This is a genomic window from Stenotrophomonas sp. YJH_SMC_25 (assembly GCF_059369595.1).
Map to the genome: position 1 here is coordinate 128,073 of NZ_JCAFSV010000010.1, position 24,129 is coordinate 152,201.

25 protein-coding genes are annotated in these 24,129 nt (G+C 67.9%); 13 read left to right on the plus strand and 12 right to left on the minus strand.

Annotated elements, in window-relative coordinates:
• Nucleotides 1-60 precede the first annotated feature (60 nt).
• Complete coding sequence (locus AC5P7E_RS15040; RefSeq protein WP_080356525.1) at nt 61-675, plus strand: NUDIX hydrolase; 615 nt, start codon at nt 61-63, stop codon at nt 673-675.
• A 79-nt stretch (nt 676-754) separates the two neighbouring features.
• Here AC5P7E_RS15040 and serA read toward each other — a convergent pair whose 3' ends face one another.
• Nucleotides 755-1,996: a phosphoglycerate dehydrogenase gene (serA, locus tag AC5P7E_RS15045; protein WP_033833465.1), complete on the minus strand. Its 1,242-nt coding sequence runs from the start codon at nt 1,994-1,996 to the stop codon at nt 755-757.
• Between the two features lie 169 nt (nt 1,997-2,165).
• Here serA and AC5P7E_RS15050 point away from each other — a divergent pair, with 169 nt between their 5' ends.
• The 3 genes from AC5P7E_RS15050 (at nt 2,166) to AC5P7E_RS15060 (ending at nt 5,747) form a co-directional block, all read left to right on the plus strand.
• Nucleotides 2,166-3,554, plus strand: a complete 1,389-nt coding sequence (locus AC5P7E_RS15050; protein WP_024958330.1) for an FAD-binding oxidoreductase — start codon at nt 2,166-2,168, stop codon at nt 3,552-3,554.
• 62 nt (nt 3,555-3,616) lie between these two features.
• A complete protein-coding gene (locus AC5P7E_RS15055; RefSeq protein WP_005409460.1) occupies nt 3,617-3,916 on the plus strand; it encodes a DUF2388 domain-containing protein in 300 nt (99 codons plus the stop codon).
• 34 nt (nt 3,917-3,950) lie between these two features.
• Nucleotides 3,951-5,747 (plus strand): Lnb N-terminal periplasmic domain-containing protein, encoded by a 1,797-nt coding sequence (locus AC5P7E_RS15060; RefSeq protein WP_062605893.1) that lies wholly within the window; start codon nt 3,951-3,953, stop codon nt 5,745-5,747.
• Here the strand turns inward: AC5P7E_RS15060 and AC5P7E_RS15065 are convergent.
• Both AC5P7E_RS15065 and AC5P7E_RS15070 read right to left on the minus strand, forming a co-directional pair.
• Complete coding sequence (locus tag AC5P7E_RS15065) at nt 5,725-6,801, minus strand: ATP-binding protein (RefSeq protein ID WP_005409462.1); 1,077 nt, start codon at nt 6,799-6,801, stop codon at nt 5,725-5,727. The genes AC5P7E_RS15060 and AC5P7E_RS15065 overlap by 23 nt on opposite strands.
• Nucleotides 6,801-7,517 (minus strand): response regulator, encoded by a 717-nt coding sequence (locus tag AC5P7E_RS15070; protein WP_005413196.1) that lies wholly within the window; start codon nt 7,515-7,517, stop codon nt 6,801-6,803. The genes AC5P7E_RS15065 and AC5P7E_RS15070 overlap by 1 nt, the downstream gene beginning before the upstream one ends.
• A 129-nt stretch (nt 7,518-7,646) precedes the next feature.
• Here AC5P7E_RS15070 and AC5P7E_RS15075 point away from each other — a divergent pair, with 129 nt between their 5' ends.
• The 4 genes from AC5P7E_RS15075 to AC5P7E_RS15090 all read left to right on the plus strand — a co-directional run bounded on the left by AC5P7E_RS15075 (nt 7,647) and on the right by AC5P7E_RS15090 (nt 13,127).
• The gene (locus AC5P7E_RS15075) at nt 7,647-8,792 is read left to right on the plus strand and encodes an efflux RND transporter periplasmic adaptor subunit (RefSeq protein ID WP_114618763.1); all 1,146 of its coding nucleotides are present in this window, start codon (nt 7,647-7,649) and stop codon (nt 8,790-8,792) included.
• A gap of 36 nt (nt 8,793-8,828) precedes the next feature.
• Complete coding sequence (locus AC5P7E_RS15080; protein WP_062605891.1) at nt 8,829-11,978, plus strand: multidrug efflux RND transporter permease subunit; 3,150 nt, start codon at nt 8,829-8,831, stop codon at nt 11,976-11,978.
• On the plus strand, nt 11,959-12,351 hold the full coding sequence (locus AC5P7E_RS15085; protein ID WP_087803366.1) for a nuclear transport factor 2 family protein: 393 nt from the start codon (nt 11,959-11,961) through the stop codon (nt 12,349-12,351). Before AC5P7E_RS15080 ends, AC5P7E_RS15085 begins: the two co-directional genes overlap by 20 nt.
• Nucleotides 12,352-12,434: 83 nt before the next feature.
• Entirely contained in the window at nt 12,435-13,127 is a 693-nt protein-coding gene (locus AC5P7E_RS15090) for a COG3650 family protein (protein WP_005413200.1), read from the plus strand.
• Between the two features lie 154 nt (nt 13,128-13,281).
• Here the strand turns inward: AC5P7E_RS15090 and yeiP are convergent, their stop codons facing one another.
• From yeiP to AC5P7E_RS15115, 5 genes are all read right to left on the minus strand, one after another.
• Nucleotides 13,282-13,848, minus strand: a complete 567-nt coding sequence (gene yeiP, locus AC5P7E_RS15095; protein WP_005409468.1) for an elongation factor P-like protein YeiP — start codon at nt 13,846-13,848, stop codon at nt 13,282-13,284.
• Nucleotides 13,849-13,897: 49 nt separating this feature from the next.
• Entirely contained in the window at nt 13,898-14,668 is a 771-nt protein-coding gene (locus tag AC5P7E_RS15100) for an SDR family oxidoreductase (protein WP_005409469.1), read from the minus strand.
• Between the two features lie 100 nt (nt 14,669-14,768).
• On the minus strand, nt 14,769-15,665 hold the full coding sequence (locus AC5P7E_RS15105; protein ID WP_012480063.1) for a hydroxymethylglutaryl-CoA lyase: 897 nt from the start codon (nt 15,663-15,665) through the stop codon (nt 14,769-14,771).
• Nucleotides 15,662-16,063 (minus strand): VOC family protein, encoded by a 402-nt coding sequence (locus AC5P7E_RS15110; RefSeq protein ID WP_114618765.1) that lies wholly within the window; start codon nt 16,061-16,063, stop codon nt 15,662-15,664. Before AC5P7E_RS15110 ends, AC5P7E_RS15105 begins: the two co-directional genes overlap by 4 nt.
• 2 nt (nt 16,064-16,065) lie before the next feature.
• Nucleotides 16,066-16,854 (minus strand): enoyl-CoA hydratase/isomerase family protein, encoded by a 789-nt coding sequence (locus AC5P7E_RS15115; RefSeq protein ID WP_087803362.1) that lies wholly within the window; start codon nt 16,852-16,854, stop codon nt 16,066-16,068.
• Nucleotides 16,855-16,983: 129 nt separating this feature from the next.
• Between AC5P7E_RS15115 and AC5P7E_RS15120 the strand changes: the two genes are divergently transcribed.
• The 3 genes from AC5P7E_RS15120 to AC5P7E_RS15130 are packed head-to-tail and all read left to right on the plus strand — an operon-like array spanning nt 16,984 to nt 19,354.
• Entirely contained in the window at nt 16,984-17,238 is a 255-nt protein-coding gene (locus tag AC5P7E_RS15120; RefSeq protein WP_005409473.1) for a FeoA family protein, read from the plus strand.
• The gene (gene feoB, locus AC5P7E_RS15125; RefSeq protein WP_005413205.1) at nt 17,235-19,100 is read left to right on the plus strand and encodes a ferrous iron transport protein B; all 1,866 of its coding nucleotides are present in this window, start codon (nt 17,235-17,237) and stop codon (nt 19,098-19,100) included. Before AC5P7E_RS15120 ends, feoB begins: the two co-directional genes overlap by 4 nt.
• Nucleotides 19,100-19,354, plus strand: a complete 255-nt coding sequence (locus AC5P7E_RS15130) for a DUF6587 family protein (RefSeq protein WP_099523818.1) — start codon at nt 19,100-19,102, stop codon at nt 19,352-19,354. Before feoB ends, AC5P7E_RS15130 begins: the two co-directional genes overlap by 1 nt.
• 54 nt (nt 19,355-19,408) lie before the next feature.
• Here AC5P7E_RS15130 and AC5P7E_RS15135 read toward each other — a convergent pair whose 3' ends face one another.
• The 4 genes from AC5P7E_RS15135 to AC5P7E_RS15150 form a co-directional block, all read right to left on the minus strand.
• Nucleotides 19,409-19,870 (minus strand): DUF4304 domain-containing protein, encoded by a 462-nt coding sequence (locus AC5P7E_RS15135; RefSeq protein ID WP_012480065.1) that lies wholly within the window; start codon nt 19,868-19,870, stop codon nt 19,409-19,411.
• A 147-nt stretch (nt 19,871-20,017) separates the two neighbouring features.
• A complete protein-coding gene (locus AC5P7E_RS15140) occupies nt 20,018-20,599 on the minus strand; it encodes an NAD(P)H-dependent oxidoreductase (RefSeq protein WP_099479816.1) in 582 nt (193 codons plus the stop codon).
• Between the two features lie 55 nt (nt 20,600-20,654).
• Nucleotides 20,655-21,050: a MerR family transcriptional regulator gene (locus AC5P7E_RS15145; protein WP_059034362.1), complete on the minus strand. Its 396-nt coding sequence runs from the start codon at nt 21,048-21,050 to the stop codon at nt 20,655-20,657.
• 4 nt (nt 21,051-21,054) lie between these two features.
• Nucleotides 21,055-21,816, minus strand: a complete 762-nt coding sequence (locus AC5P7E_RS15150) for a 3-oxoacyl-ACP reductase (RefSeq protein ID WP_087803352.1) — start codon at nt 21,814-21,816, stop codon at nt 21,055-21,057.
• Between the two features lie 89 nt (nt 21,817-21,905).
• Here AC5P7E_RS15150 and dapB point away from each other — a divergent pair, with 89 nt between their 5' ends.
• Both dapB and carA read left to right on the plus strand, forming a co-directional pair.
• Nucleotides 21,906-22,625 carry a 4-hydroxy-tetrahydrodipicolinate reductase gene (gene dapB / locus AC5P7E_RS15155; RefSeq protein ID WP_099523820.1) on the plus strand — a complete coding sequence of 240 codons (720 nt, stop codon included), beginning with the start codon at nt 21,906-21,908 and terminating at the stop codon, nt 22,623-22,625.
• 309 nt (nt 22,626-22,934) lie between these two features.
• Complete coding sequence (carA, locus tag AC5P7E_RS15160) at nt 22,935-24,062, plus strand: glutamine-hydrolyzing carbamoyl-phosphate synthase small subunit (protein WP_005413213.1); 1,128 nt, start codon at nt 22,935-22,937, stop codon at nt 24,060-24,062.
• Nucleotides 24,063-24,129 lie beyond the last annotated feature (67 nt).

Genomic DNA, 24,129 nt, shown 5'->3' on the forward strand with positions numbered 1-24,129 from the left:
GCGAACGGCCCGCTGTACCTTAGCCAAAGCTGAAGCCAACGCACAAGCGCAATCGCAACAATGAACGGCGATAATGAGCAGTATTTTTCCAGACCGCCCCCATTCATGCGCCAGACCGCCGAAACCCTTGCCGTGCTTGACGATCGCCTGCGTGGCCTGCTGCGGGACTATGCCCGCCGTGAGCCTGCCCACGACGCACTGGCTGCCGAATTCGGCACATTGTTGGACGATCCGGAAGATCCGTTCCGCCGCGAGCGCCTGGCCGGCCACTTCACCGCCAGCTGCTGGCTGGTCAGTGCCGATGGCCAGCGGCTGCTGCTGACCCATCACCGCAAGCTGCAGCGCTGGCTGCAGCTGGGCGGCCACGCCGACGGCGACCGCGACCTGGCCCAGGTGGCGCTGAAGGAAGCCGAGGAGGAGTCGGGCCTGAGCGGCCTGGTACTGGAAGACCCGGCCATCTTCGATCTGGACAAGCATTGGATTCCGGAGCGCAAGGACGTGCCGGGGCACTGGCACTACGACGTGCGTTTCGTGATCCGGGCGCTGGGGGGCGAAGCCTTCGTGCTCAGCGAGGAGTCACTTGAACTGGCATGGCGGCCGGTGACCGAAGTCGCGGCCGATCCGGAATCGGACGAGTCCATGCAGCGCATGGCGCGCCGGTGGCTGGCACGTTGAGGTAAAAAGGGGACGGAGGGGATTAAGTCGTTTATAGCGCATGTGCCGCAAACGACTTAATCCCCTCCGTCCCCTTTTTTCAATACAGGATGCGTGTCCGCAGCGTGCCCGGAATCGCGGCCAGCTCGTCGCGCACGGCGGCGGCCTGTTCCTCGCTGGCGGTGATGTCGATCACCACGTAGCCCACCTTCGGGTCGGTGCGCAGGAACTGGCCGTCGATGTTGACGTTGTGGCGCGAGAAGATCTCGTTGACCTTGGACAGCACGCCCGGCACGTTCTGGTGGATGTGCAGCAGGCGCAGGCTGTCTTCGTGTTCGGGCAGGGTCACTTCCGGGAAGTTGACCGCCGACAGGGTGCTGCCGTTGTCGCTGTAGCGCACCAGCTTGGCCGCCACCTCCACGCCGATGTTGTCCTGCGCCTCCAGCGTGCTGCCGCCCACGTGCGGGGTCAGGATCACATTGTCGTGGCGGGTCAGCGGCGATTCGAAGATATCGCCATTGCCCTTCGGCTCGACCGGGAACACGTCCAGCGCGGCGCCACCGACGTGGCCGCTGGCCAGCGCCGCGTCCAGCGCATCGATGTCGACCACGGTGCCGCGCGCGGCGTTGATCAGGTGCGCGCCCTTGCGCATCTTCGCCAGCTCGGTGCTGCCGATCATCCACTGCGTGGCCGGGGTCTCCGGCACATGCAGGGTGACGATGTCGGCGCGGGCCAGCAGGTCGTCCAGGCTGGCCGCAGCACGCGCATTGCCCAGCGCCAGCTTGGTTTCCACGTCGTGGAAGATCACCTGCATGCCCAGCGATTCGGCCAGCACGCCGACCTGGGTGCCGATGTGGCCATAGCCGATGATGCCCAGGGTCTTGCCACGCACCTCATGGCTGCCGCTGGCCGACTTCGACCAGCCGCCGCGATGGCACTCGGCATTCTTCTGCGGAATGCCACGGGTCAGCATGATGGCCTCGGCAATCACCAGCTCGGCCACGCTGCGGGTGTTCGAATAGGGCGCGTTGAACACCGGGATGCCGGCCAGCTCGGCCGCGTCCAGGTCGACCTGGTTGGTGCCGATGCAGAAGCAGCCCACCGCGATCAGGCGCTTGGCCTCGGCCAGCACCTCGGCGCTGAGCTGGGTGCGCGAGCGGATGCCGACGATGTGCGCCTCGGCGATGCGCGCCTTCAGTTCGTCCTCGGGCAGCGCCTTGGTGTGCGCCTCGATCTGGCTGTAGCCGGCGGCGCTGAACACCTCCACGGCGGTCTGGCTGACCCCCTCCAGCAACAGCACGCGGATATCCTGCTTGGGGAACGAGGTCTTCTTCGGCGACATGGGGCGACACGGCCAGTGGGACAGGGGCTGACCACTATGCCAGATCGAAGCGCCCATGGTGCAGTGCGCAATTGGTTGCATCCGTAGCTATCTGCAGCGCGGCAGGGCTGGACGCTGGCGCGTGCCGCTGGCACGCTTGCCCGTTCTTCACGCCCCGCGCTGGACCGTCATGACCGATTCCCGCATTGCCTCGCTGCAGCAGGCCTGTCCCGGCCTGAAGCTGAAGACCGACCCGGCCGACCTGGAGCATTACGGGCGCGACTGGACCCGGCGCTGGACGCCGGCGCCGTTGGCGATCGCACTGCCGGCCACGGTCGAGGAAGTGCAGGCGGTGATGCGCTGGAGTGCGGGCGAGGGCGTGGCCGTGGTGCCGTCCGGCGGCCGTACCGGCCTCTCCGGTGGCGCGGTGGCTGCCAACGGCGAGCTGGTGCTCAGCCTGGAACGGATGAACAAGGCGCTGGCCTACGACGCGGTCGATCGCACCCTGGTGGTGCAGGCCGGCATGCCGCTGGAAGCCGTGCACAACGCCGCGCTGGACCACGGCCTGATCTACCCGGTGGATTTCGCCGCGCGTGGTTCCTGCACGATCGGCGGCAACATCGCCACCAATGCCGGTGGCATCCGCGTGATCCGTTACGGCAACACCCGCGAGTGGATCGCCGGGCTGAAGGTGGTCACCGCCAGTGGCGAGTTGCTGGAGCTCAACAAGGGCCTGATCAAGAACTCCAGCGGCTATGACTTCCGCCAGCTGCTGATCGGTTCGGAAGGCACGCTGGGCGTGATCGTCGAAGCGACGGTGAAGCTGACCGATCCGCCGCCGGCCAGCAACGTGATGCTGCTGGCGCTGCCCAGCTTCGAAGTGCTGATGCAGGTATTCGCCGCGTTCCGCGCACGGCTGCAGCTGCAGGCCTTCGAATTCTTCACTGATCGCGCGCTGGAGCACGTGCTGGCGCATGGTGCGCAGGCACCGTTCGACGAGGTGCACCCGTATTACGTGGTCACCGAGTTCGCCGCCAACGACGAAGCGCAGGAAGCGGCGGCGATGGCGGCCTTCGAGGACTGCATGGGCAACGGCTGGGTCAGCGACGGCGTGATCAGTGCCAGCGATGCCCAGGCCGCCCAGTTGTGGCGCCTGCGCGAAGGCATCACCGAATCGCTGGCGCGCTACAAGCCCTACAAGAACGACGTCTCGGTGCGGATCTCGGCGATGCCGGCGTTCCTGGCCGAGACCCAGGCATTGATCGGGCAGGCCTACCCGCACTTCGATGTGGTGTGGTTCGGTCATATCGGTGACGGCAACCTGCACATCAACGTGCTCAAGCCCGATGACACCAGCGACGCCGATTTCGTGGCGCAGTGCGAGCATGTGACCAAGCTGCTGGCGCAGGTGCTGGCCCGGTTCGATGGCAGCATCTCGGCTGAACACGGCATCGGCCTGGTCAAGAAGGGCTACCTGGACAGCACCCGCGGCCCGGCCGAGATCGCCCTGATGAAGGCGGTCAAACGTGCGTTCGATCCCCAAGCGCGGCTGAATCCCGGCAAGCTGTTCGACGTTTGAGCCGGGCAAATCCTTCACGCACCCGTTACGCTCCACGCATCCTCACAACCGGCTTCGAACCGATGACCCGTCCGCTTCTGCTGCTCGCCCTGCTGTCCCTGCCGCTGGCCGGCTTCGCTTCCAGCTTCGCCGGCACCTCGGCCGGTTCCGCCACCGGTGCATCGTCGGGCTCTTCGGCCAGCAGCTCGGGCGACGACAAGGTGGTGCAGGCCGCACGCGACGATGCCGCCGCGTTCATCGCCAGCGACGGCCAGATCCGTGGCGCCCGCCTGCAGGCCGCGCTGGTCCACCTGCGTGAGCAGAGCGCTGCCGCGCAGCAGCAGAGCGACCTGGAACTGGCCCGCGCGCTGCTGGCGCGTTGATCCCGGGTAGTGCCGGCCGCTGGCTGGCAACGCCATGACATCTGCACGGAACGCAGCCAGGCATGGCCTGGCTCTACTGCTGGCCGTTCCGGCCGCACATGCCAGCAGCGACCTGCGCCTGGATCCGGAAGGGCTGAGCCCTGCACAGCAGCAGGTGGCGATGCAGACCCTGGCCGACGTGCAGTCCCTGCTGCCAGATGGCCTGCTGCGCTCACTGCCAGCACACGTGCAGGTGCGCTGGAGCGACCACCTGCCGGCCGATGTGCACGGTCGCGCTTTCGCCGGCCGCATCGACCTGCGTCGCGAGCTGCTGGATGATGCCGTGCCCGGCGCACGCCGTGCACGACGCAGCGCGCTGGTGCATGAACTGACCCATGTTGCAGACCGTAGCGGCGCGAACTGGTCGCGCAGTGCGCGCTGGCGCGACCTGGCCGGATGGCAGCGCAAGCCCTGGCATCTCGGCCGTGGTGGCAACGACTTCCGTGACCGTAGTCCGGATGCCTATGAACTGAAGGATCCGGCCGAGTACCTGGCAGTGAACGCCGAGCATTTCGTGCTCGACAGCGAGTTTGCCTGCCGGCGCCCGGCGCTGGCGCAGTGGTACCAGGCCCATTTCGGAACCCCGCCATCGCTGCCGCAGTCGCACTGCGCGGCCACGTTGCCATTGCTGCAGGCCGAATCGGAAGAGGGTGCGGCATCGCTGCTGCAGCTCGATCCTTCGCGCGTCTACGCCGTGGACTACCTGTTCGCCGAAGGCAGTGCGCAGCCGATGAGCCGCTGGGGGCACAGCATGCTGCGGCTGGTGATCTGCCGGCCGGGCCGTGCGCCGGGGCCGGACTGCCGCCTGGACCTGGAGCACCACCGCGTGCTGTCGTTCCGCGCATTCGTGGGTGATGTGCAGATTTCCAACTGGCGTGGCCTGACCGGCGGCTATCCCTCGCGGCTGTTCGTGCTGCCGCTGCAGCAGGTGGTGGACGAGTACACCAAGGTGGAACTGCGTGGGTTGCAGTCGCTGCCGTTGCAGTTGTCGCCCGGCGAGATCGCCGGCCTGCTCGAGCGCACTGCACAGGTGCACTGGAGCTACGACGGGCGCTATTACTTCGTCAGCAACAACTGCGCGGTGGAAACCGCAAAGCTGCTGCAGGCGGGCGTGCCGCGCCTGGGGGAGGCCGGGCTGGCCCAGCTGAGTCCGCGCGGGTTGAAGCGTCGGCTGGCGCGATTGCAGGTACTGGATGAGCAGGTGCTGGCTGATCGGGATTCCGCGCAGGCGCAGGGCTACTACTTCGCCTCGGCACGCGACCATTACCAGCAGTTGTTCGATGTGGCGGCTTCGCAGCTGGATCTGCCGGTGCGCGATGTGCGCGCCTGGCTGAAGCTGCCCGCACAGCAGCGTGCGCCCTGGCTGCTGCAGGGTGACCTGCGTGCCAGCGCCGGGCTGCTGCTGCTGGAACAGGCTGCGCAACGCCGCGCCGAACTGCGCGCGCGCGATGTGCTGAAACGGCGCCTGCTGGCGGCACCGGACAGTGCCGAGACGCGCGGCCTGCGCCAGCTGCTGGAGCAGGGTGGGCAATGGCTGCGCCCGGGTACGCTGCTGGTCGACGATGGCTACGGGTTGCCGCTTGCCGATGAGCAGGCGCTGTTGTCCGAGGTCGTGGCCACCGCCAGTGCGCAGGCGGTGCCGGCGTGGCAGGCGCTGCGCGTACAGCTGCGCCAGACGCTGCCGGCGCCGCAGCGCGACGAAATGGATGCGATCGACGCCAATCTGACCACACTCGGCGCGCACCTGCGCGAACAGGCCAGGCTGCCGGCTACTGGCGCGGAAGCTCGATGACGAAGCGGCTGCCGCCGGCGCTGCCGGGCGTGCAGTAGACGCGCCCGCCATGTGCATCGGCGATGGCCTTGACCACCGCCAGGCCCAGCCCGCTGCCGCCGCCCTGGCGCGAGCGCGAGCCGTCGGCGCGCATGAACGGAGTGAAGATGTCGGTGTGAAGTTCCGGGTCGATGCCCGGGCCTTCGTCCTCGATCGCCACCTGCACGTGTCCGGGCGTGTCGTGCACGGCAATCCGCACCTTGCCCGGGCTGGCGTAGCGACGCGCATTCTCCAGCAGTGCCAGCAGGGCCTGGCGCAAGCGTGTCGGGTCACAGTGCGCGTTGTGTTCCTCGCGGCTGGTTTCCAGCTCCAGCACGAAGCCGGCGGCGCGGAACTGCGGGTCGACCAGGGTCATCACCGAATGCACTTCGGCCACCACGTCGGTGCGCGCGCGGCGTACGTCCAACCGCGCGTTGTCGGACAGGCTCAACACGCGCAGATCCTCGATCAGGCGTGAGAGGCCTTCGACCTGTGCCAGCAGGCTGCGGAACTGGGATTCGTCTGGCTGGAACACGCCCTCGGCCAGCCCCTGCAGGCGACCACGCAGGATCGTCACCGGAGTCCTTAGTTCATGGGCAATGGCCGCATGCCACATCGCGCGCTCGCTCTCCATGTGCTGCAGGCGGCGCGCCATCGCATTGAAATCCTCGACCAGGGTGGCCACTTCGCCGGGCGAGTTTTCCTGGGCGCTGGCGCGCGCACCGAGGTCGCCGCCGGCAAGCGCGCGCACGCTGTCGACCAGCGAATTCAACGGCGACAGGATGCGGTGGGCAAGGCGGAACGAGGCGGCGATGGCCAGTGCCAGGCCGGTCAGGATCACCCCGACCATCCATGCCAGCTCCGGCCCGGTCGGCAGCCAGCTTTCCGGCTCTTCGGCACTGCCGGGGAAGAACTCGACCAGCACCGCGTACAGCAGCCACGATGACAGGATCATCATCACGATGACGCCGATCACCATCAGCGACATCGAGACGATGATGTGGCGACTGAGCCCGGAGCGGCGCAGGCGGGCCATCAGCGGTCGGCCATCAACCGGTAGCCGACACCGCGCACGCTGGCCGGAACATTGACCATGCCCACTTCATCCAGCTTGCGGCGCAGCTTGCTGACATGGCTGTCGACCGTGCGCTCCAGCGCCTCGCTTTCCGGCAGGCATTCGTGCATCAGTTCGCTGCGGCTGAAGATGCGGGTCGGCGCCAGCGCCATGCAGTGCAGCAGCTTGAACTCGGTGAGGGTGAGCAGCACTTCGTGGCTGTAGCCGTCGCCTTCCACATGCACGGCATGGGTGGCCGAGTCGATCAGCAACGGGCCCGCGCGCAGTGCGGTCGGTGCGTCCACGCGCGAGCCACGCAGCGTACGCCGCAGCACGGCGCGCACGCGCGCTGCCACTTCGGCTGGATTGAACGGCTTGACCACGTAGTCGTCGGCGCCCATGCGCAGCGCAGTCAGCTTGTCCAGGTCCTGGTCCAGCGCGGTCAGCATGATCACCGGCGTTTCGCCGCGCTGGCGTAGCTGGGTCAGTACGCTCCAGCCATCCAGCCGCGGCAGTTGTACGTCGAGCAGGACCAGGTCGGGGCGGGCGCTGCGGTGCAGGTCCAGTGCACTGTGGCCATCGGCGGCACGCAGGGTGCGTAGTCCTTCGCGTTCCAGGTAGGCGGTAAGAATATCGGCGATCTCGGCCTCATCCTCGACGATCAGGACGAGGGCGGCGAGGGCAGGGGAGGCATGCATGCAGGGGCGGGGCCTTAAGGTGCTTGCCTCCATCGTATCTCCACAGTTCCTCCATCGAAACCCCATCATCGCCCCGCAGACTGCACGCTTCAGAACCTATCAGCCGCCCGCGCGGCATTGTGCACAGCAATGAGAACCTTCAGGACTCCGGTCGCGTTGATCGCGGCCCTCGCCCTGGCCATGACGGCCTGCTCCGCCCCCGAAGCCACGCCCGAAGCGGCACCGCGCGTCAGCGTGGTCACTGTCGGCCCGCAGGTCGTGCAGCGCGATGACGAACTGCCCGGCCGCGTGGCCGCCGTACGCACCGCACAGATCCGTGCCCAGGTGGGCGGCATCGTGCAGCGCCGGCTGTTTGAGCAGGGTGCGGAAGTGCGCGCCGGCCAGGCCCTGTTCCAGATCGATCCGGCGGCGTTCCGTGCCGATGTCGACTCGGCACTGGCCGCGCTGCAGCGCAGTGAGGCAGCCCTGGGCCGCAGCCGCGTGCAGTCGCAGCGCCTGCATGCGCTGGCGGCCGCGCAGGCGGTCAGCCAGCAGCACCGCGACGATGCCAGTGCCGAGTACGAACAGGCCCGTGCCGCGGTGAACGAAGCGCGCGCGATCCTGGCGCGTCGCCAGCTCGATCTGCGCTATGCCACGGTCAGCGCGCCGATTGCCGGCCGCATCGACCAGGCGCTGGTGACCGAAGGTGCACTGGTCGGCGTGGCCGATGCCGAGCCGATGGCGGTGGTGCAGCAGATCGACCAGGTCTACGTCGATGTGCGCCAGCCAGCGGCGCAGCTCGAGTCGCTGCAACGCAGTGCCGGTGGCGGCGAGCTGCCGGTGACGATCATCGGTGCGGCCGGCAAGCCGCTACCCGAACGTGGCCAGATGCTGTTCTCCGGCATCAATGTCGATGCGCGCACCGGTGATGTGATCCTGCGCATCCTGGTCGACAACCCGCAGCGCCAGCTGCTGCCCGGCATGTACGTGCGCGCGAAGGTGCCGCGGGGTGCGCCGGCCAGCGCACTGACCGTGCCACAGCAGGCCGTGCTGCGCAGTGCCGGTGGCCAGGCCTATGCCTGGGTGATCGGTGGCGATGGCAAGGCGGTGATCCGCACGCTGGAAGTGGACGGTAGTGTCGATCGCCAATGGCTGGTGCGCGCCGGCCTGAAGGCGGGCGAAAAGGTGGTGGTCGAAGGCCAGGAACGCCTGCAGGAAGGCGTGGTGGTCGATGCGCGCGACTGGCAGATGCCGGTCGCCAGCGCCGGCGCGGTGCAGGCCGGCAGCAAGGGCTGAGCCTCTACCGGGCCGGTCCCTCCAGGAAAATCCAACATGGCACGTTTCTTCATCGATCGCCCGGTGTTCGCCTGGGTGCTGGCGATCTTCATCATCCTGGCCGGTGTGCTGGCGATCCCGCGGCTGGCGGTGGAGCGCTATCCGGCGGTTGCCCCGCCCAGCGTCAGCATCTACGCCAGTTACCCGGGTGCGAGCCCGCAGACGCTGAATGACGCGGTGGTCGGCCTGATCGAGCGCGAGCTGTCCAGCGTCAAGCACCTGCTGTACTTCGAGTCGTCGGTGGACACGTCCGGCGAAGCCTCGATCACCGCCACCTTCAAGCCGGGCACCAACCCGGAGCTGGCGCAGGTGGACGTGCAGAACCGGATCAAGGCGATCGAGCCGCGCCTGCCGCGCAGCGTGCGCCAGAACGGCCTGTTCGTGGAGGCCGCCGATTCCGGTTTCCTGATGCTGGTCGGCCTGCGTTCGCCGGATGCCAGCGTCAGCGAGGCCGCACTGGGCGACTTCATGGCGCGCAACATCATCGAGGAGCTGCGCCGCATCGATGGCGTCGGCCGCGTGCAGCTGTTCGGTGCCGAACAGGCGATGCGCGTGTGGCTGGACCCGACCCGGTTGACCGGCTATGGGCTGACCATGGGTGACGTGGCCGCTGCCATCGAGCAGCAGAACCTGGAGATCTCGCCGGGGCGCATCGGCGATTCTCCGGGTGTTCCGGGCCAGCGCATCACCGTGCCGCTGAGTGCCGATGGCCAGCTGTCCACGCCGGAGCAGTTCGCTGCCATCGTGCTGCGCGCCGGGGCCGACGGCTCGCGGGTGGTGCTGGGCGATGTCGCCCGCGTTGAACTGGGCGCGCAGAGCTATGCCTGGGGCACCCGCGAGGATGGTCATCCGGCCACCGCCGCCGGCGTGCAGCTGCGTCCTGGCGCGAACGCGGTTCGCACCGCGTCGGCGGTGCGCGAGCGCATGGCCGAGCTGGCGCCGCTGTTGCCGCGCGGCGTGGAGGCGAGCATTCCGTTCGACACCGCACCGTTCGTCAAGATCTCGATCCAGAAGGTGGTGCAGACGCTGCTGGAGGCGATGCTGCTGGTGTTCGCAGTGATGTACCTGTTTCTGCAGAACTGGCGCTACACGCTGATTCCGGCACTGGTCGCACCGATCGCGTTGCTGGGCACCTTCGCGGTGATGCTGGCGCTGGGCTTCTCGATCAACGTGCTGACCATGTTCGGCATGGTGCTGGCGATCGGCATCATCGTCGACGACGCCATCGTGGTTGTCGAGGGCGTGGAACGGATCATGGCCGAGGAAGGCCTGCCGCCGCGCGAGGCCACCATCAAGGCGATGCGCGAACTGACCGGTGCGGTGATCGGCATCACCCTGGTGCTGACCGCGGTGTTCATTCCGATGGCGCTGGCCAGCGGCTCGGTGGGTGCGATCTACCGCCAGTTCACCGTGGCGATGGCGGTGTCGATCCTGTTCTCGGCGCTGCTGGCATTGAGCCTGACGCCGGCGCTGTGCGCGACCCTGCTGCGCCCGAACACCCATGGCCACCATGGTCGGGGCGGTCTGTTCGGCGCCTTCAATCGTGGCTTCGAACGGATGACCGGGCGCTACCAGCGTGGCGTGGCGTCGGTGCTGCAGCGGAGCGGGCGGGTCATGGGCGTGTTCGCCGCGCTGGTGGCGGCGCTGCTGCTGGGCCTGCACTGGCTGCCGGGCGCCTTCCTGCCGGAAGAGGACCAGGGCTACTTCATGACCTCGATCCAGCTGCCGGCCGAAGCCACCGCCGAACGCACGCTGGCCGTGGTCGAAGCCTACGAACGGCACGTGGCGTCACGCCCGGGCATCGGCTCCAACCAGTCGATCCTCGGCTACAGCTTCTCCGGTTCCGGCCCGAGCGCGGCGCTGACCTACACGATGCTGAAGGACTGGGGCGAGCGTGCAGGGGCCACCGCGGCCGGCGAAGTGGAGGCCGCGCAGAAGGCGATGGCGACGATTGCCGAGGGCGAGGTGATGAGCGTGATGCCGCCGGCGATCGACAGCCTGGGCCGTTCGTCCGGCTTCTCGCTGGCGCTGCAGGCGCGCACCGGGCAGAGCCAGGCCGAGCTGCGTGCGGCCCTGCAGCAGCTGCTGAAGCTGGCCGAGGCCAGTCCGCTGCTGTCGGAGGTGCATGCCGATGGCCTGCCGGCAGGTACCAGCGTGCGGCTGGACATCGATCGCGCCAAGGCCGAGGCGATGGGCGTGGGGTTCGAGCAGATCAGCAGCACGCTGTCGGCGGCGATGGGCTCGCAGTACGTCAACGACTTCCCCAACAAGGGGCGGCTGCAGCAGGTGATCCTGCAGGCCGATGCACCCCACCGGATGGAGCTGGAGGATGTGCTGAGGCTGTACGTGCGCAACAGCGAAGGCGGCATGGTGGCGTTGTCGGAACTGGTGACGCCGCACTGGACCGAGGCGCCGCTGCAGCTGCAGCGCTATCTCGGCTTCCCGGCGCTGAACCTGTCCGGCGCACCGGCCTCCGGCGTGTCGACCGGCCAGGCCATGGCGGAGATGGAGCGGTTGGCGGAGAAGCTGCCGTCCGGTTTTGCCCTGCAGTGGACCAGCCAGTCGCTGCAGGAGCGGGAGTCCGGTGCGCAGGCGCCGTGGTTGCTGCTGTTGTCGATGCTGGTGGTGTTCCTGGTGCTGGCGGCACTGTACGAGAGCTGGTCGATCCCGCTGGCGGTGATGCTGGTGGTGCCGCTGGGCCTGCTCGGTGCGGTTGCTGCGGTGCTGTTGCGGGGCATGCCCAACGACGTGTTCTTCAAGGTCGGCATGATCACCGTGATCGGGCTGTCGGCGAAGAACGCGATCCTCATCGTCGAGTTCGCGCGCCAGCTGCAGCAGCAGGGTCGCGGCCTGGTTGAAGCAGCGCTGGAGGCGGCGCGGCTGCGCCTGCGGCCGATCGTGATGACCTCGTTGGCATTCGCGCTGGGCGTCGTGCCGCTGATGCTGGCGCAGGGCGCGTCGAAGGAAACCCAGCAGGCGATTGGAACCGGTGTGTTCGGCGGCATGGTCAGTGCGACGGTGCTGGCGGTGTTCTTCGTGCCGGTCTTCTATGTAGTGGTGCAGGGCGCGCGGCAGTGGATCGCGCAACGCCTGCGCAGGCGCCGGCCGATGCCGGAAGGATCCGTGGATGGAACGGGACATCGTTGAAGACCTGCATGAGCGGCAGTTGGCAGCGCTGGAACAGCGCCTGCGGCAGGCATTGCTGGATGACGACCACGATGCGCTGACCGCGCTGGTATCGCCGGCATTGTTCATGATGGACGGGCAGGGCGGACGCTTGCTCGACCTGCCGTGGCTGGGCGACTGGCTGGCCGGAAACCTGCACGTGCGCTGCCTGCAGTCGTACGCGGTGGAAACGCTGCTGTGCGGACGCCTGGCATTGTTGTCCAGCGACGTGCGCTTGTCGGTGCGCGGGCAGGGCCAGGAGCGCGAGCTGAAACTGCGCCTGCTGCGGGTGTGGACCTGCAGTTCCGGCGAAAGCGGCGCGCAGCTGTTGTCGATGGCGGTACTGGCCGCATGAGTGCGGTCAGGCCGCTTTCAGGCCCCGCTCACCGACAGGTGGTAGGGTCGAGCCTCTCTGTAGTGTCGACAAGGAGTCGAGCCATGCGTGTAGTTCCCAGTCTGTTGGCAGCCTCCCTCGGGTTGGTGCTGGCCGCGTGCCAGCCGGCCCAGCCGCCCGCCGCAGGCGGCAATGACGCCCCGCCTGCCGCGCCGCAGCCGAGCGCCAGCACCGAAGGTGGCAGCGAGACCACGTACCAGTGTGGTGATCTGAGCGTGCGCGCGACCTTCAATGGCGAGGATGCGGCCACGGTGGTGATCGGCGAACGCACCTTCGCCATGAGCTCCGAGCGTGCGGCGTCGGGTGCCAAGTACGGCGATGGCAAGGGCAACAGCTTCTGGACCAAGGGCAGCGATGACGGCCTGTTGAGCCTGAAGGGCGAAGCCGATCGCGAGTGCCATGCGGTCGAAGCCACTGAAGGCGATGGCAGCGCCGGCAATGCCGCGTTCCGTGCCACCGGCAATGAGCCGGGCTGGCTGGCGGTTGTCGACGGCGACACGCCGGGCCTGCAGGTGGAAGTGGATTACGGTGAGCGTCGTTTCGATGTCGCCCAGCCCACCGCAGGTGCTGACGGCTGGAGTGGCAAGGCGTCCGATGGCACCGACGTCAAGCTCAGCTTCCAGCGCACGACCTGCCAGGACGACATGAGTGGCGAGGCGTTCGATGCCAAGGTGAACCTGACCATCGGCACCCGCCAGTACCACGGCTGCGGCAATTTCGGCGCGAAGCAGCCGTAAGCTACCTGTAGAGCCGAGCCACGCTCGGCTGCAGTCCCTGTCCAACGCACAGCAGCCGAGCGTGGGCTCGGTGCTACACGACTGCTACATCCGATGGCCTGCCTGCGGCGAATGCGCCGCAGGCAGGGACAGGCAGCCGATCAGCGCGAGGCGATTAGTCGGCACGGCCCGCGAATTCGCCGGTGGCGGTGTTCACCAGCACGCGTTCGCCGTTGACGATGTACTCCGGCACCATGATCTCGATGCCGGTGTTGAGCTTGGCCGGCTTCGGGCGCTTGGTGGCGGTGCCACCCTTCAGTTCCGGCGGCGTCTCGATCACTTCCAGCACCACCGAGGCCGGCAGCTGGATCGCCACCGGCTGCTCGTCGATCACCTGCACGTAGATGCCGGTCAGGCCATCGGTGATGTAGCCAGCGTCGTCGCCGATCACGTCCGCGTCCAGGGTGTAGGGGGTGTAGTCCTCGTCATCGAGGAACACGAACGCGTCGCCGTCCTTGTACGAATAGGTGGACTGGCGGCGCAGCAGTTCGACCTCGACCAGGTTGTCGTCGGCATCGAAGCTGGCATCGAGCTTGTTGCCGCCCGGCACGCTGTACATGATGAAGCGGAAGCGGACGTTGCCGCCGCGACCCTGCGGCGAGCTGCGCTCGATGTCGCGGATCTGGTACACGCCGTTGTTGTACTCGACGACGTTGCCCTTCTTGATGTCGTTGGCTTTCATGGTGATCTAGGTCGTTGGGGGAGGGCGCCGTCCCGGCGCCCGTGGGGAATCACTTCGGAGCGAGGCGGGTAGCGCCGTCCAGGCGGATGGTCTCGCCGTTGAGGTAGGTGTTGCCGAGGATGAAGCCGACCAGGCTGGCGAAGTCTTCCGGCTTGCCCAGGCGCGACGGGAACGGAATCGAGGCGGCCAGCGACTGCTGCACGGCTTCGGGCATGCCGTCGACCATCGGCGTCCAGAACACGCCCGGAGCAATCGTATTGACGCGGATGCCGAAGCGCGACAGTTCGCGTGCCATGGGCAGCGTCATCGAGACCACGCCACCCTTGCTGGCCGCATACGCGGCCTGGCCGATCTGGCCTTCATAGGCGGCGATGCTGGCGGTGTTGATGATCACGCCGCGCTCGCCGTCAGTGCCCGCTTCGTTGTGCTGCATGCGGTTGGCCGCGGCCTTGGCCACGTTGAAGCTGCCGACCAGGTTCACCATCACCGTGCCCTGGAAGCCGGCCAGCGGCATCGGGCCTTCCTTGCCCAGCACGCGGCCGGCGCCCAGGATGCCGGCGCAGTTCATCGCCACGTTCAGGCCGCCGAGGAAATCGTGGGCCTGGTCGATGGCCGCGGTCACCGCCGCCTCATCGCTGACGTTGACGTTGAAATAGCGGGCCTTGTCGGCACCCAGCCCGGCAATGGCGGCAGCGCCCTTGTCGTCGTTGAGGTCGAACAGGGCCACCTTGCCGCCCTGGGCGACGAGGTGCTGGGCCACGGCCAGGCCGAGGCCGGAGACGCCGCCAGTGATCACGGCACGTACGGAAGACAGCTGCATTGAACGGTCCTGCAGGTTCGAGAACCGCCGATTCTAACGGAAGCCGCGACCGCCGCTGTTGTGCACTGCGCCGCCTTTGCGGGGCGGCGCAGTGCGGCGGTCAACCGGCGGCGGCCAGCGCCTGCCCGGTGCGGCTGGCGGTGGCGCGGCCGAGCAGGCCGGCCAGCCAGCGGCCGGTCTCGGCCAGTGCCGGCAGGTCCACGCCGCTGTCCAGGCCGAGGCCCTGCAGCAGGTAGACCACGTCTTCGCTGGCCACATTGCCGCTGGCGCCCTTGGCATACGGGCAGCCACCGGCACCCGACACCGCACTGTCGACCACGCGCACGCCTGCTTCCAGGCAGGTGGCGATGTTGGCGATGGCCTGGCCGTACGTATCGTGGAAGTGCACGGCCAGTGCTTCCATCGGAATCTCGGCAGCGACCGCCTGCAGCATCGCCCGTGCCTTGCGTGGGGTGCCGACGCCGATGGTGTCGCCCAGCGAGATTTCGTAACAGCCCATCTGGTGCAGGGCGCGTGCAACGCGCACCACATCAGCCAGCGGCACTTCGCCCTGGTAGGGGCAGCCGAGCACGGTGGAGACGTAGCCGCGCACGCGCACGCCATCGGCGGCGGCACGGCGCAGGATCGGCTCGAAGCGCGCCAGCGATTCATCGATGCCGGCATTGGTATTGGTGCGGTTGAATGCCTCGGACGCGGCGGTGAACACCGCTACTTCCTCGACGCCCACCGCACGGGCGCGGTCGTAGCCCTGTTCGTTCGGCACCAGTACCGGGTAGTGGATGCCGGGCCGGCGCTGGATGCCGGCATAGACCTCGGCGGCATCGGCCAGCTGCGGGATCCACTTCGGGCTGACGAAGCTGGTTGCCTCGATGCTGCGCAGGCCGGTGGCCGACAGGCGGTTGATCAGTTCGATCTTGTCGCCGGTGGAGACCGACTGCTTCTCGTTCTGCAGGCCGTCACGCGGCCCGACCTCGACGATGCGGACGTAGTCACTCATGCGGTTGCCCCATTGGCAGGGCGGTGGCAGACCGCCTCGATGTTGTTGCCATCCGGGTCCAGCACGAAGGCGCCGTAGTAGTCCGGGTGATACCACGGGCGCAGGCCCGGGGCGCCGTTGTCGCGGCCACCGGCGGCGAGGGCGGCGGCATGGAAGGCGTCCACCTGGTCGCGGCTGGCGCAGGCGAAGGCCACATGCACGCCATGGCTGACGGTGCCGCCATTGCCAAGCCAGAAGAACGGCTTGCCGTCGCTGCCGAAGCCGATGTGGTCGTGCGCGCCGGTCTGTTCGGCGGTCACTTCCATCACCACGCCGATCTGCAGTGGCGCCAGTGCCTGCAGGAAGAAGGCCTTGCTGCGCGCCAGGTCGGCGCTGGTCAAACCAAGATGATCGAGCATGTTCAGGCTTCCGTGACCCAATGGGGGGCGCGCTTGTCGAGGAAGGCGCCCAGGCCTTCCTGGCCCTCGGCGGACACCCGCAGGCGCGCGATCAGGGCGGCATTATCGCGATCCAGGGTGTCGCGGTCATGGCTGTCGCGGACCTGGCGGACCAGTTGCTTGGCGGTGGACGAGGCGATCGGGCCGGCCTTGTCGAGCAGGGCCAGCTGGCGTTGCACGGCCTCGTCCAGGCGTTCGGGCTCGACCAGCTGGTGGACCAGGCCGATGCGCAGCGCAGTGTCGGCGTCGAAATGCTCGCCGGTGGCGAACCAGCGGCGGGCCTGGCGCGGGCCGATGGCTTCGATCACATAGGGCGAGATCACCGCCGGCAGCAGGCCGAGGCGGCTTTCGGTCAAGCCGAAGCGGGCCGAGGTGCTGGCGATGGCGATGTCGCAGCAGGCGACCAGGCCGACGCCGCCGCCGAAGGCCGCGCCATGGACCCGGGCCAGGGTCGGCTTGGGCAGCTCGTCCAGGGTGCGCATCAGCCGGGCTAGGGCCAGCGAGTCCTCGCGGTTATCGGCTTCGCTGGCCGCCGCCATGCCGCGCATCCACTGCATGTCGGCACCGGCCGAGAAGGAGGCGCCGTGGCCGGCCAGCACCACCGCGCGCACCGAAGCATCGTGGCCGGCGGCCTCCAGTCCGGCGGTCAGCCGGGCGATCAGCCCGGCGTCAAAGGCGTTGTGCAGCTCCGGCCGGTTCAGCCAGAGAGTGAGGACGGCGCCGCTGCGCTCGATCTGCAAAGCATCGTTCATGGGATTCCAAGGTCACTCCATACCTGTATGGACCTGTATGGATCATAGCGGGCCATTGGTCATGGGCCATGACGCGACGCGGGAATGTTAGAATCGAGAACCATTTACATCCAGCAGAGAACACGCTAGATGACGCTGTCCGAACTGCCGCTGCACACCTCGGCCGTGGTCGAGTCCGTGCAGGACCTGCATGCCAACGATGCCATCGCCCGTCGCCTGCGCGAGCTGGGTTTCGTGAAGGGCGAGGAAGTGCGCCTGGTGGCCAAGGGTCCGGTGGGGGGAGAGCCGCTGCTGGTGCAGGTCGGGTTCACCCGTTTCGCGCTGCGGATCAGTGAAGCCAAGCGGGTCGTGGTCGACGCCGCCAGCCAGGAACGACGCGCATGACTGCTACTGCCACTACCGCCCCCCTGCGCGTTGCGCTGGTTGGTAACCCCAACAGCGGCAAGACCGCACTGTTCAACCAGCTGACCGGCAGCCGGCAGAAGGTTGCCAACTACACTGGCGTCACCGTCGAGCGCAAGGAAGGCCGTCTGCGTGCGCCGTCCGGCCGCGAGTTCGCGGTACTCGACCTTCCGGGCGCCTACAGCCTGCATCCGGCCAGCCTGGACGAGGCGATCACCCGTGACCTGTGCCGGGGCTTCTACCCGGGCGAAGCCGCGCCGGATGTGCTGCTGTGCGTGATCGACGCCACCAACCTGCGCCTGCACCTGCGCTTCGCGCTGGAACTGCGCGAGCTGGGCAAGCCGATGGTGGTGGCGCTGAACATGGTTGATGCGGCCCAGCGCCGTGGCATCCAGGTGGACGTGGCCGCGCTGGAGCGCGAGCTGGGCGTACCGGTAGTGGAGACCGTGGCGGTGCGCAAGCAGGGCGCCAAGGCCCTGGTCGAACGCCTGGATGCGATGGTCCCGCACCTGGATGCACCGGTGCCGGGCCCGGAAGGTGGCATCGATTACCACGCCAAGGTGCGCGAGATCCTGTCGGTGGCCGTGCGCATGCCGGCGCGGACCGCGAAGATCGACGACGCGCTGGACCGCTGGCTGCTGCACCCGGTGTTCGGCCTGGTCAGCCTGGCGGTGGTGATGTTCCTGATCTTCCAGGCCGTGTACGCCTGGGCGACGCCGCTGATGGACGCCATCGAGGCCGGTTTCGCCTGGCTCGGCGCCTTCGTCGGCAGCGTGCTGCCGGAAGGCCCGCTGGCCAGCCTGCTGACCGACGGCATCATCGCCGGTGTCGGTGGCGTGGTGGTGTTCCTGCCGCAGATCCTGATCCTGTTCTTCTTCATCCTGGTGCTGGAGGAATCCGGCTACCTGCCGCGTGCGGCGTTCCTGCTCGACCGCATGATGGCCGCTGCCGGCCTGTCCGGTCGCTCGTTCATCCCGCTGCTGTCCAGCTTCGCCTGCGCAGTGCCGGGCATCATGTCCACGCGCAGCATCCAGGACCCGCGTGACCGCCTGGCCACGATCCTGGTGGCGCCGCTGATGACCTGTTCCGCACGCCTGCCGGTGTACGCGCTGCTGATCGGTGCGTTCATTCCGCAGAAGACGGTATGGGGCGTGTTCAACCAGCAGGGCCTGGTGCTGTTCGGCCTGTACGCGGCCGGCATCCTCAGCGCGCTGGCGATGTCGTGGATCATGAAGAAGTGGCGCCGCGACAAGAGCGAGCATCCGCTGATGCTGGAACTGCCGTCGTACCGCCTGCCGCACGTGCGTGACCTGGCGGTCGGCCTGTACGAACGCGGCATGATCTTCCTCAAGCGCGTTGGCGGCATCATCCTGGCGCTGACCATCCTGCTGTGGGTGCTGCTGTCGTTCCCGGCAGCGCCGGCGGGGGCCACCATGCCCGCGATCGATTACAGCTACGCCGGCCAGATCGGCCATGCGATGGCGGCGTTCTTCGCGCCGCTGGGCTTCAATTGGCAGATCTGCATCGCGCTGATCCCGGGCCTGGCCGCGCGTGAGGTGGCGGTGTCTTCGCTGGCCACCGTGTATGCGCTGTCGGCAGCCGATGACGATGCCGCCAGCCAGGCACTGACCCCGCTGATCAGCGATGGCTGGTCGCTGGCCACCGCACTGTCGCTGCTGGTCTGGTACATCTACGCCCCGATGTGCATCTCGACGCTGGCCACCATCAAGCGCGAGACCAACTCGTGGAAGCAGATGGGCTTCGCTGCGTTCTACCTGTTCGCGGCGGCCTACGTGGCCGCCCTGATCACCTACCAGGTGACCAGGGCGCTGGGAGGCGGCTGATGGATGCCGGCCTGCTGATCCAGTACCTGATCATCGCGGTGGCCGTGCTGGTCAGTTCCTGGGTGGTGCTGAAGAAGCAGTTCCCCGGTACGGTGCGCAAGCTGCGCGGTGCGTTGGCGCTGGCCCTGCTGAAGCCGGGCCGTGCTGCCTGGCTGCAGGCGCTGGGGCGGAAGGTCGCGCCGCCGGCGAGCGGGAGTGGTGGCGCCTGTGGCGGCTGCGACAGCTGCGGGCCGACTCCGCCGAAGCAGCACTGACGCTGCTTTTCCTGCGCAGGTGGGTGCGAACCTTGGTTCGCACGCTTCCGGGGTTCAGACCTCTCTGCGGATGATCGCCCGGAAGCGTCCATCCCGATTCAATCGCCGCACCGATTCCCGGTTCCCATGGGTTGCCGCGAAGCCGGCCACGTCGGCAAGGGCATCGAGCAGCAGGCCTTTCAGTCCGTCGCGGTTACCAGCCTGCAGCAGGTCTTCAAGATCCTGCTGGATGAAGGCCCGGCGCAGGCCTGGTGTCTCTTCGATCCGCCAGTCGACGTGGGGCGTGGGAATGCTGGAGCGGTACCTGAAAGCCGTTTCAAGATCGTCAGGTGCGAGGGGATGCTCGAGCAGCTCTGGAAAGTAGAGTCCAGCATTCACATAGAAACCCCGGCTTTCGCTGGCACGCTGGTGATTCACGACAAGGAGGGCGTCATCCAGCAAGCGGTAGCGGGTAGTCGTGGTCCCGGCAAAGCCGGTCTTCCTAGCGCACTTGCTGAAGACAGTCGAGGATTTCATGGGCTTTGCCCGGGCCGGAACAGGGGGCCACAGCCTTGAGGCGCGGTGCCTGGCGGTCAATTGGCAAACGCGACACCCGCAACGAGCGCCCCAGGTGCGTGCGAACGCCCCGGGTGGGTGCGAACCTTGGTTCGCACGCTCTTCTGGCTAGTTGGCCCGTGAGCCCAGCTCCGCCGCCAGCGCCAGCCACTTGCTGCGTTGTGCCGGTGTACTGCTGCGTACAGCGCCAAGGCGGCTGACACGCACCGGGCGGATGCCGCAGAACTGCAGGATGGTGGCGCGGATCTGGGCGATGCCCGGGTCGCGGTAGATCCAGCGGTAGTACCAGGGCGGCGTATCCAGCGTGGTGATCACCCGCGCGCTGCGCCCGGCCAGCAGCCGGTCCCACCACACCGAATCGCGCCGGTAGCGGAAGGCGTACCCCGGCAGCAGCACGCGATCGAAGAAGCCCTTCAGCAGTGCCGGCATCGCGCCCCACCAGGTGGGGTAGACCAGCACCAGGTGATCGCAGGCCTCGATCGCTTCCGCGGCGTCCTGCAGGTCGGCTTCCAGCGGCTGGATCTGACGGTAGCCGTGGCGCAGTACCGGGTCGAACTGGAGGTCACCCAGCGCGATCAGGCGCACCCGGTGGCCAGCATTCTCGGCGGCGGTGGCATAGCGCTGGGCGAGGGCGCCGCACAGGCTGTCACGGTCAGGATGGCCCAGCAGGATCAGGATGGAACGGGACACGGCAACCTCGCGCAATGGAAAGTGCGCGAGGTTAGGGTCTGCCCCAGGGGCAGAGTCAAACCGGGGTGGTGCAGCCGCTGGGTTCCAGGATGCAGTCGCCGCTGCCGGAGTGCAGCCACTGCTGCAGTTCGTCGCTGACCAGCTGCAGGTCGCGCTCGACCTGTGCCAGCCGCATCCGCTCGTCGGCGATGCGGCCGCGCTGCTGCTCCAGCAAGGCCAGTACCGCTGGCCAGTCGAGCCGTCCATCGCGGCCCTGCAGGCGTGAGATCGCGGCCAGGGTGATGCCCAGCCCCAGTGCCTGGCGGATCAGCTGCACCCAGGCCACGTCCTGTTCGCTGTAGTCGCGATAGCGGTTCAGGCGTGGCACCGGCGGCAGTAGTCCGCGCGCCTCGTACAGGCGGATGGCCCTGGCACTGGCGCCGGTCAGGCGGCTGACTTCGGAGATGCGCATCGACTCAGTCCCGCACCAGCCCGCCATCGACCACCAGGTTCTGACCGGTCACCGCGCGCGACCAGGGGCTGGCGAAGAACAGCGCGGCATCGGCGAACTCGACCGGCGTGGTGACGCTGCGCAGTGGCGTGTTGGCGGCGATGTAGTCGAACACTGCTTCCGGCGTGGCGGCGCTGGCATCGGTGGTGCGCAGCAGGCCGCCCGACAACATGTTCACGGTGATGCCATGCGGGCCGAGGTCGCCGGCCAGGGTGCGGGTCAGCGACAGCAGTGCGGCCTTGGCGGCGGTGTAGTCGTGATAGGGCACCACCGGATTCTGGAACAGGTTGGTGCCGATGTTGATCACCCGACCGAAGCGACGGGCCTGCATGCCGGGCAGGGCGGCCTGCACGGTGTTCAGCGCGCCGCGCACGCTGCCCTCGAACTGCGCCTGGAACGCCGGCCAGCCGATGTCGGCGGCGCCGTCGCGGGCATCACCATTGAACGAGAACGCTGCCAGTGCGTTGTTGACTACGGTGGTGACGCCCTGGCCGAAGTGGGCCAGGGCGTGCTGCAGCATTGCATCGACCTCGGCGCGCTCAGTGACATCGGCCGGCAGCGCGATCGCCTGTCCGCCCAGCTCGGCAGCCAGAGCACGTGCGGCGCCTTCGCTTCGGTGGTAGTTGATGATGACGCGCGCGCCCTGTGCGGCGAAGGCGCGGGCGATGTGCTGGCCAAGTCCGCGCCCGGCACCGGTGACCAGCACCAGCTGTTCGCTGATCTGCATGAGGGAACTGCCATCCATTGCATGAAGGGCATGCAGCGTAGCAGCGATGGCGCTTGCCGGAGCGGGCGTGCTGCCGCTAGCCTGCAGGCATGAACCAGACTCCCCTGCGATTGCTCATCCACGGTGCCTCCGGGCGCATGGGCCAGGCCCTGCTGCGGCTGGCCGCCGAACATCCCGAAACCCTGCAGATCGCCGCTGCGGTGACGGGTCGTGCGCCGGCCCAGCGCGTGGTCGATGGCGTACCGTTCTTCGCGGCCAGCGAGCTGCCCGGTGCGCCGGCATTCGACGTGGCGATCGACTTCAGCCTGCCGGAGGGTTTCGACCCGATGCTGGCACTGTGCGTGGAACGTGGTGCGGGGCTGGTCTCGGGCACTACCGGCATCTTCAGCACGCAGCGCCAGGCGCTGGAGGCGGCGGCGGCGAGGATCCCGCTGGTCTGGGCCTCGAACTTCAGCCTGGGCGTGGCGGTGCTGGACGAGCTGGTCGAGCGCGCGGCGCAGGCGCTGGCCGGCTGGGACTGCGACATCGTCGAGTCTCACCACACCCAGAAGAAGGACGCGCCGTCGGGCACTGCACTGACCCTGGGCGCGGCCGCGCAGCGGGGCGGGGCGGAGCCGCACTATGCCAGCCTGCGCGCTGGTGACATCGTCGGCGAGCATCTGGTGCAGTTCACCGGGCTGGGCGAGCGCATCGAGCTGGTGCACCGGGCCACCAACCGCGACATTTTCGCCCGCGGCGCCCTGTTCGCCGCCCGCCAGCTGCAGGGCCGCGCCCCGGGCAGCTACCGGGTACGGGACCTGTTGCAGTAGGGCGGTAGTGCCGGTCGCTGGCCGGCAGCTTCCGGGCGCCCGAAGGCGTGGGGATAGCCGGCCAGCGGCCGGCACTACCAGGCGGCGGACCGCGCATACGCCGCCGGATTGAAATGAATGCGCAATCGCCCGTTCATGAAGCGCGATAACCGCTGGCGCGAGCGCCCCGGCAGCGCTACAATTCGCACTCGCCGAATCACGAAAGCCGGACCGGTCCCAGACCGCACGTCCGCGCTTTTTTGCAACCGGATTTCCGTGAAGCGCAGGCGTGACTTCGGCAGCCCCCTCGGTAGCCAAAGTGAGATTCCCGTGACCCAAGCCGCAATCCTCGTCCTCGAAGACGGCACCGTATTCGAGGGCGAATCCGTAGGCGCGCCCGGCCTGTCCGTCGGTGAGGTGGTGTTCAACACCGCCATGACCGGCTACCAGGAAGTATTGACCGACCCGTCCTACGCCCGGCAAATGGTCACGCTGACCTATCCGCATATCGGCAACACCGGCATGACCGACCAGGACAATGAAGCGTCCAAGGTGTGGTCGGCCGGCCTGATCGTGCGCGATGTTCCGCGTCGCCCCAGCAACTGGCGCAGCCAGGTGTCGCTGCAGGACTGGCTGATCCAGCGTGGCGTGGTTGCCATCGCCGGCATCGACACCCGCAAGCTGACCCGCATCCTGCGCGAGAAGGGCGCGCAGAACGGTGCGCTGATGGCCGGCGACATCGACGTGGAAAAGGCACTGGAAGCCGCCCGCAAGTTCCCGGGGCTGAAGGGCATGGATCTGGCCAAGGTCGTCACTACCGAGAAGACCTACACCTGGACCGAGGGCCAGCTGGACCTGGATGCCAATGCCTTCGTCAGCGTGCCGGCCAAGTACAAGGTCGTGGCCTACGATTTCGGCGTGAAGACCAACATCCTGCGCATGCTGGCCGAGCGCGGCTGCGAAGTGACCGTGGTACCGGCACAGACCCCGGCCGCCGAAGTGCTGGCCCTGAAGCCGGACGGCGTGTTCCTGTCCAACGGCCCGGGTGACCCGGAACCGTGCGACTACGCCATCGAAGCGATCAAGACCTTCATCGACGTGAAGATCCCGACCTTCGGCATCTGCCTTGGCCACCAGCTGCTGGGCCTGGCCTCGGGCGCGCAGACCATGAAGATGGGCCACGGCCACCACGGTGCCAACCACCCGGTGCAGGACCTGGACAGCGGCCGGGTGATGATCACCTCGCAGAACCACGGCTTCGCGATCGATGAAGCGACCCTGCCGCCGACCCTGCGCGTGACCCACCGCTCGCTGTTCGATGGCACCAACCAGGGCGTGGCCCGCACCGACGTGCCGGCGTTCTCGTTCCAGGGCCATCCGGAAGCGTCGCCGGGCCCGACCGATGTCGGCCCGCTGTTCGACCGCTTCGTGGTGCTGATGGAGCAGGCCAAGGCGTGATCAGTACGCCGCCGGCCCCCCGGTGGCGTCGCGATGGACCGTAAACCCCGCATCGCTGCTGCCCCTG